General features: G+C 43.9%; 4 protein-coding genes and 1 pseudogene. 1 reads left to right on the plus strand and 4 read right to left on the minus strand.

Annotated elements, in window-relative coordinates:
* The coding region (locus tag WBA23_RS19115) for an ABC transporter permease (protein WP_424583882.1) at positions 1–1,063 on the minus strand (1,063 nt) is incomplete at its 3' end.
* A gap of 122 nt (positions 1,064–1,185) precedes the next feature.
* Entirely contained in the window at positions 1,186–3,648 is a 2,463-nt protein-coding gene (locus WBA23_RS19120; RefSeq protein ID WP_424583883.1) for an ABC transporter permease, read from the minus strand.
* Positions 3,649–3,948: 300 nt separating this feature from the next.
* On the opposite strand from WBA23_RS19120, the gene WBA23_RS19125 reads away from it, so the two are divergent.
* Positions 3,949–5,613 (plus strand): hypothetical protein, encoded by a 1,665-nt coding sequence (locus tag WBA23_RS19125; RefSeq protein WP_424583884.1) that lies wholly within the window; start codon positions 3,949–3,951, stop codon positions 5,611–5,613.
* Between the two features lie 66 nt (positions 5,614–5,679).
* Here WBA23_RS19125 and malQ read toward each other — a convergent pair whose 3' ends face one another.
* On the minus strand, positions 5,680–7,242 hold the full coding sequence (gene malQ / locus WBA23_RS19130; protein ID WP_424583885.1) for a 4-alpha-glucanotransferase: 1,563 nt from the start codon (positions 7,240–7,242) through the stop codon (positions 5,680–5,682).
* Positions 7,239–7,741: pseudogene (locus tag WBA23_RS19135) on the minus strand (hypothetical protein); the annotation flags it as partial. The gene malQ and the pseudogene WBA23_RS19135, both read right to left, overlap by 4 nt.

Genomic DNA, 7,741 nt, shown 5'->3' on the forward strand with positions numbered 1-7,741 from the left:
GTACAACCAGCACCAGAGCGCAGCTTACCACTAGGGAGGTTTCTGTAATAAACTGCCAAAAAATTTGCCACCGAGAGCCACCCAAAGCTTTTCGTGCTCCAATCTCCTTGGATCGCGAAAGGGCTAAAGCGGTGGAAAGATTGACAAAATTGATGCAAGCAATCAGTACAATAATAATAGCTACCCCGCTCAGTAAATGTAGTAGAGGCTTACGAATAGTGCCCCCGTACCGAGTATCGAAGTGCATATCTGCTAAGGGCTGCAAATGAAAGTGCCAGTGAGCGAATTTATCTCCCAGGTACTTGCTAATAAAGTTGGGCAAATCTTCATCAACTGATTGAGCTTCTTTTGGGTCAGTTAGCTTCACAAAAGTCCATTTGTTACCACCAATCCAGGTGAAGTTTTCCGTTTGATAGCTAGGGCTCACTACTTTAAGGGTAGACAAAGAGATGAGCACATTAAAACTAATATCAGTATTAGTCGGACGGTTCTCTACTACTCCTACTATCACTAAATTAGTCTGGTTATTGAGGCGAATCGTTTGACCCAGAGCATTTTCATTAGAAAAATACTTATGGGCTTGCTGCTGAGTAATTACGGCTTGGTTCGGTTCGGTAAGTGCGGTCTTGGGGTTTCCTTCAATGAACTGATAGTTAAATATTTGCAAAAAATCGGTATTGATGTACGCTACTCCTTCGGTTTCAATAAATTGTTTTAGTTCGCCACTAATTGAAGTTACTGCTAGCTGTGGGTCACGATAAAACTGCATACAAAATCCAGCTTGCTCAACGGTGGCATACTCCTCGGCCAACACTTGGTGCATCGGAAGACTGACACCGGGTTCATATTCTATACTGCCATCTTCGACATGAATATCAAGCACCACCCGATAGATGCGGTCGGCATCAGGATAAAAGGTATCGGTGCTATAGTGCTGATACACAAACAAAAAAATAAGCAGACTGCACAGCAGCCCGATTGATAAGCCCACAACTTGGATAAATGTAAATGTCTTATTTTTCCAGAAGTTACGGTAGGCTGTTAGAATTACATTTTTTATCATAACCTCAATCAGTTAACAAAGTACAGTTATCAAGGGTTGCCCCGCATTGAACAATTTATAGGTAGTAATATCTAAGTGCATTCAATTGCACACTGCAAATTGCTAATTGTTCATTGATTAAATTATTCGTTTCGTAAACTATCTACCGGGTTTTGCCGGGCGGCTTTCAGGGTTTGAATGCTAATTGAAAGCCAGGCAATGAAGAGCATCAATAACCCGGTAGCAGCAAAGACCCACCACGAAATATCAATGCGGTACGCAAAGCTACTGAGCCATTCGGCAAACAGGTAATTGGCGATAGGCATAGCAATAAGAAAGGCGATTATAATGAGTTTAATGTATTCCTGCGACAGCAGTACTAGAATGCTATTGACGGATGCCCCCAGTACCTTGCGAATGCCAATTTCCTTGGTGCGCCGGGTAGCAGTATACGAGGCTAGCCCAAACAATCCCAGACTGGCAATAAAAATGGCCAGAGCCGTAAATATTCCGAACGTGCGATTGAATTGCTGATAAGACAAATACTGACGATTGAAAAATTCGTCTAAGAAAAAATAGTCAAAAGGCTGACCGGGGAATGCTTGTTGCCAAGCAGCCTGTACTTGCTCTATCGTTTGTCGTAGCGCACCGGTGGACTTAATTTGCAAAGCTACGTAGCCCGCCGCGAACGGAGTGTAGCGCAGCACAATAGATTCGGGCTGCTTATTTAATGACTGCTGATTGTAGTTCTTAACAATACCAATGATTTCCAGAGTAGTGTTTCTTTCCCCCAAGACGGTTACTTGCTGATTAAGGGCCTCTTCCGGACTATTGTAGCCCAGCATATCAACCGTGGCTTCATTAACAACTACGCCTTGTACAGTCTTTTGGGTGAAACTGGGACTGAAGTTACGCCCAGCGATCAGATCAAGCTGTAGTGTTTCCAGGAAGTCTTCATCTGTGCGGACCATATAGAAGTTATCACCTCGTCTGGTACCACCATCAGTGCGTTTTAAGCCTCGGTTGTGGGCGATTTCTTTGCCGGGCACAAAGTTAGCCGCACTTACTGTTCCTACATTGGCCAGTCCCTCAACATTATCCTGAAAGAACTGTAGCCCGGATTGATAGGTGCTATCGGGTTGCGGAGTAGTCCTTAGCACCAATACTTGGTCGATATCCATTCCTAAGTCGTGCCGTTGCATAAAAGCTAACTGACGATACACGACTAAGCTACCGAAGATGAGTATTAGCGAAGCGGCGTACTGAAAAACAACTAAGGCTTTTTGAGCAGAAACACTTTGCCCGAGCGTAGTCCGCACCTTTTTCTGTAAGCCAATAGCCGGTACCTTCAGCATAGTTCGGGCAGGATACCAGGCTGTAATAACATTGCCTATAAGCAACAGCAGTACGAACTTGTAGAATATATCAGAGGAAAGTAGCTCATTAATTTGAATACTGCTTGCCATCCAGCCTAAATGCTCAGCTACCAGCGGTTGCAGCGTCAGAATCAGCAGTATTGCCAAAAGCAAAGAAACAGTATTAAGCGTAACGGACTCTAAAATAAACTGACCGATAATATGTCGATTTGAGGCGCCTATCGCCTTTTTTATTCCCACTTCTTCCGCACGATCCATCGACTTAGCTAAGGTCAGATTCAAATAGTTAATCCACCCAATAATCAGAATGAAAATACCGATTACTGACAAAAAGTAAACCGAAGTGCGCGAACCATTTACCCCCGTTTCAAACAGCAAATTAGAATCCAGATGAATAGTGGTTATCGGCTGGAGGAACATCAGTGGTTTTTTCTCCCAATCGTAGTGATTGTTGATGATTGTCTTGACTTTTCCTTCTACCACCGTGGGGCTGGTTTGAGGAGTTAAGCGCAGATAAGTATAACACTGACTCCAAGCCCAACTTCGGTTAACACCGGCATCACTTCGGAAAGAAGAGTAAGAAAGCAGAAAATCAAATTGTAGGTGCGAGTTAGCCGGAACCTCTTCCAAGATGCCAGTAACCGTAAAACGATCTTGCTGCATGCCGCTAACTTCAATAGTCTTGCCCAGCGGCACCCGCTGTTCCCAGTTAGGGCCAAAATATTTTCCGGCAAGCTTAGTAGTAAGGAGAATACTACGTGGCGCAGTTAAGGCCGTTGCCGAATTGCCGTAGCGCAATGGGAAGGTAAACGTATCGAAAAAGGTGGAATCAGTGTAGAAGCCATTCTCTTCGTGAAAACTGATACGCTCACCACTTGGTGCTTCATAAGCCAGCACATGCGAGCTAACGACCGTTAGTACGTGAAACAGGCGAGTAGCTGATACTACTTCGGGAATTTCTTGTTGGGCAGTAGGACCGAAGCCCGGTACGTTGGATGCATAAACCTCGGTATGCACTCCGTTCTCATCCGTCGCGTGCCAGTCAAAGGGTACTCGGTAGATATTCTCCGCTTGCTCGTGAAAAGTATCGTAATTCAGCTCAAAATAAACGTACTGCAAAATGAACAATGCCGCCGTTATTCCGAGGGTAAGTCCTGAGATATTAATTATGGTGTATGCTCGGTTTTTAGATAAATGGCGAAGAATAGAGTTAAAGTGATTCCTAAGCATAGTTTTCACGACTTGGAGTATGGAGCTCTGAGATTGAAGTACACTAACTGTAATCTGTCAGCTTCTATTAGTTTACAGCAAGCCAAAATTATCTATCGTATTCGGAATATACTAGTTTTTTGCAGCCAACAACCGCTGGGGCGCAGTGAATGACATTAATCAAATGTGTATGCTGGATAGTAAACTTAAACTTTTGTAGGTTTAGAGAACGCTTATTTTCCAATGATACTTTTTTTGCGTTTGTGCTCGAGAATGATCAGTTTGTAACGTAATCTATTCAACAACCAGCTATCTAAAATCATGGTTAAATACTCCCTTCTATTTTACTTCCTATTAACCAGTGTGGTCGTGGCACTGGGGCAAGCCAAAAATACCTCAGAAGAGGTAGTGATTACTTCTGAAAAGAAGATAACGCAAGTGCGCACGAGCAAAAGCGGAGAGTTACTTGTAAACGTATCGCCGAAAGACGCGGTCAAGTTTAAAACAACTGGCTTTGTGCATTACAGCGATTTTGGTGCTAAAGGCGATGGTAAAACTGACGATATAGACGCCATTGCGGCAACCCATGCATTTGCTAATCAGAATAAGCTACCGGTAAAAGCGGACAAGGGAGCTACTTACTATATAGGCGGAAAGGAACGCGCCGCGATTATTCAAACGGATACCGACTTTGGTAAAGCGTCTTTCCTGATTGATGATACTGAAGTAGAAAATCGTAATGCTTCTGTCTTTCTGATCAGTTCAAGGCAGCAACCATTCAATCCGAAGGGTATCACTTCACTCAAGAAAAATCAGGAAAAGATTAATACTTCTCTCCCTCAAACTTGCTTAGTTATGGTTACCGACTCGACGGTAAGACGTTATATTCGCTACGGGCTGAACCAGAACAATGGTGCACCGCAAACTGATATTTTCGTTGTGGATGAAAAAGGTAACGTAGATACGAACACTCCGATTATTTGGAACTTTGATCAGATTACAGAAATTTCCGCTCTTCCTATGGACACAACAACATTAACTATTACCGGTGGACGGTTTACGACGATTGCTAATCAAGAAGATTCTAAGTATACCTACTACAGCCGAAACATTGCGATTAGACGTTCCAATGTGCTAGTTGATAGTTTGGAACATCGAATCACGGGTGAAGGGGAGCAGGGCGCACCCTACGGGGGCTTTATCAATATCCGTGACTGCTCATCGGTGAAGGTGCAAAATACTATCCTGACGGGGCATAAAACCTACCGTACTATTGGCCGGGCCGGAAAGCCGGTTTCAATGGGTTCTTATGATCTTTCTGTAAACCGGGCCCTAAACGTATCGTTTGTGAACTGTAGCCAGACCAACGATATTAATGACCGAACCTACTGGGGTATACTAGGATCGAATTACTGTAAGAATCTACTTTACGACAGTTGTATCCTCTCTCGATTTGACGCGCATATGGGTGTAGCCAATGCCACAATCCGCAACTCAACTTTAGGGCATATGGGAATTAATGCTATCGGCACGGGTACCTTCATAGTAGAAAACAGTACCATCCGAGGAAGAAGCGTAGTTAACCTCCGTTCAGACTACGGCAGTACCTGGCAAGGTGAATTTATTATTCGCGACTGTATTTTCGTGCCTAATGGTGGCAAACCAAGTAGTGCCAGTTTAATTAGCGGACACTATACCGGTCAGCACGACTTCGGCTACACTTGTCATATGCCCGAACGAATCACCATTGAAAATCTTCGTATTGAGGACTCCAACCATCCCGAAGATTATCAGGGTCCGGCTATCTTTGCTAATTTCAACACTGAAATGACCGACGAATCCTATCAAGAGCAGTTTCCCTACGTAAAAACGAAAGAAGTAGTTCTTAAGAATGTGACCATTGCCAGTGGTAAGGATTTAAGACTCAGTGATAATCCGGTTATGTTTAAAGATGTAAAAGTGGTAGAAACCGGTGACCGGAAATAGGTAGAAAGGCATTGAAAATTAACAGTGAGCAATGAACAATTTGCAATGTATAATTTCCCAATTAGTTTATTTCGCTTTCTTCTTTGCTGATTTGCGTAAAGCTTTTTTCAGCACTATCGGTTCAGGTAAGCGGTCGTAGAGCTGATTCATTTTTTTTATCTGCCGAGCCAGCGGGGGGGTGATAGCATCAGGCTTCATACGCCAGCCCCAATTGCCACTAGGGGTAGAAGGGCGGTTCATGATAGCCTCTTCTCCTAAGTTTAAGAAATCCTGCATCGGAATAACACAAAGTTTGCCAACCGACTGCATTGCTAAGCAACTCAATAAATAAGCGGCATTTTGTTCGGTGACGGTCTGCTGAAGGTAACCTGACACACTTTTCCGATCGGTGGATCTTAAACGTTTGAACCAGCCCCGAGTGGTATTATTATCGTGAGTACCCGTATACACCACAGCATTGGGTACATGGTGGTGAAGAATATAACTACTTTTAGGCATACCTGGCCCAAAAGCAAAGTGCAACACCTTCATGCCAGGCAAACCAAATTCATTCATCAAGTCAAAAACGGGCTGGTCAATATCACCTAAATCTTCGGCAATAATGGGTAGTTTTTTATGCTTCTTTTTTAAGCGTTTAAAAAACTTATCAGATGGGCCATTTTTCCATTTGCCGTTGATAGCCGTTTTCTCGGAAGCATCTACTTCCCAGTAAGCAGAAAAAGCTCGGAAATGATCTAACCGAACCAAATCAAACATTGCTAAATTATGGCCGATGCGGTGCATCCACCAGTGGTAGTTCTTCTTTTGAAGCTCTTTCCAATCAAATACCGGCATACCCCAAAGCTGCCCGGTTTTACTGAAGTAGTCGGGGGGTACCCCAGCAATGGCTTTAGATAGCTTAGATTTTTTGAGTTTAAAAATTTCCTGGTGAGCCCATACATCGGCACTATCGTAGCCTACATAAAATGGAACGTCACCTAAAAACTTAACTCCTTTTCGGTGGCAGTATGCTTTCAGGCTATTCCACTGCCGAAAAAAGATAAATTGCTCAAACTTCGTCTGATCAATGCTCTTCTGTACTTTCACTCTTAGTTCGTCCATTGCCAGCACGTCACGATCGCGAATATCCGTCGGCCATTGATCCCAGCTCTTACCACCGAAGTGCTGACGGAAAGCGGTAAAGTCGGCAAAGTCATCTAGCCAATCGGCCTCGTACATGCAAAACTGTTCGTAAGCTTGGCGCAATCGTTTACTGCGGCTGCGAGAAAATCGATTAAAAGCGAGTTCCAGCCAGATGCAAATATCGGGTACTACTTTTTCAAATTCTACTTTGGCTTCCGGAAAACGGGTAGTTACTTTAACCTCTTCTTTTCGCAGAAGACGATCTTTCGTTAGAGACTCCGGGCTAATGAGTAGCGGATTTCCTGCAAAAGCCGAAAGACCACTGTAAGGGGAGAAGCCACTTCCCTGATCTACCGGATTTAATGGAAGAATTTGCCAATAAGTTAGGCCACTGCGTTGCATAAAGTCGGCAAAACGATAGGCTTCGGGGCCTAGATTGCCAATGCCGTGTGCTGAAGGTAAAGAAGTGATATGTAGTAGAACGCCGCTCCGCCGTTGGGTAATCATGGTTGATGGTTAGTTATAATGGCTACCGGAAAATGTTGTAAGATAGTAGAAATTGGAAGAGATGCCCCCGAACGATGAAGAATCTCACCAGTAAATTCATTTTTCCAAAAGTCGGGGGGCAAGTCAGGAATTGCTACGGCAGTATCGCCCCATTGTTCGCTTAACAGAAAATCCGAACCTTCCGGTAGTAGCTGGATAATTTCTCGTGGGATTACAGTAATTACAAAGCGGTCTTGGTGACGTCGTAAAAATGCTAATATATGAGACGCATATTCCCCCGTAACGTGCAGGGGCTGATAGTAGCTTTCAGAAAATAGTGCAGGCCACCGCTGCCGCAATTGTAAACTACGATAAAGGGTATACATTTTAATGGCCGGATCATCAGGGTTAGCGGCTAACTGTTGCGCATTAGCTAACGTATCAGTGTTTTGAACGAACTTCTTAAGCAAATACGTGCGAGATGAGTAGTCTACTGCGCGACGATTATCAGGATCAACCA

The organism is Tunicatimonas sp., from assembly GCF_049647865.1.
Taxonomy (GTDB): Bacteria; Bacteroidota; Bacteroidia; order Cytophagales; family Cyclobacteriaceae; genus Tunicatimonas.

Bases quoted from the DNA above. Each gene is read 5' to 3' on its own strand.
- WBA23_RS19125 (WP_424583884.1), top strand. From the start codon at position 3,949: ATGGTTAAATACTCCCTTCTATTTTACTTCCTATTAACCAGTGTGGTC.
- malQ (WP_424583885.1), bottom strand. From the start codon at position 7,242: ATGATTACCCAACGGCGGAGCGGCGTTCTACTACATATCACTTCTTTA.
- WBA23_RS19120 (WP_424583883.1), bottom strand. From the start codon at position 3,648: ATGCTTAGGAATCACTTTAACTCTATTCTTCGCCATTTATCTAAAAAC.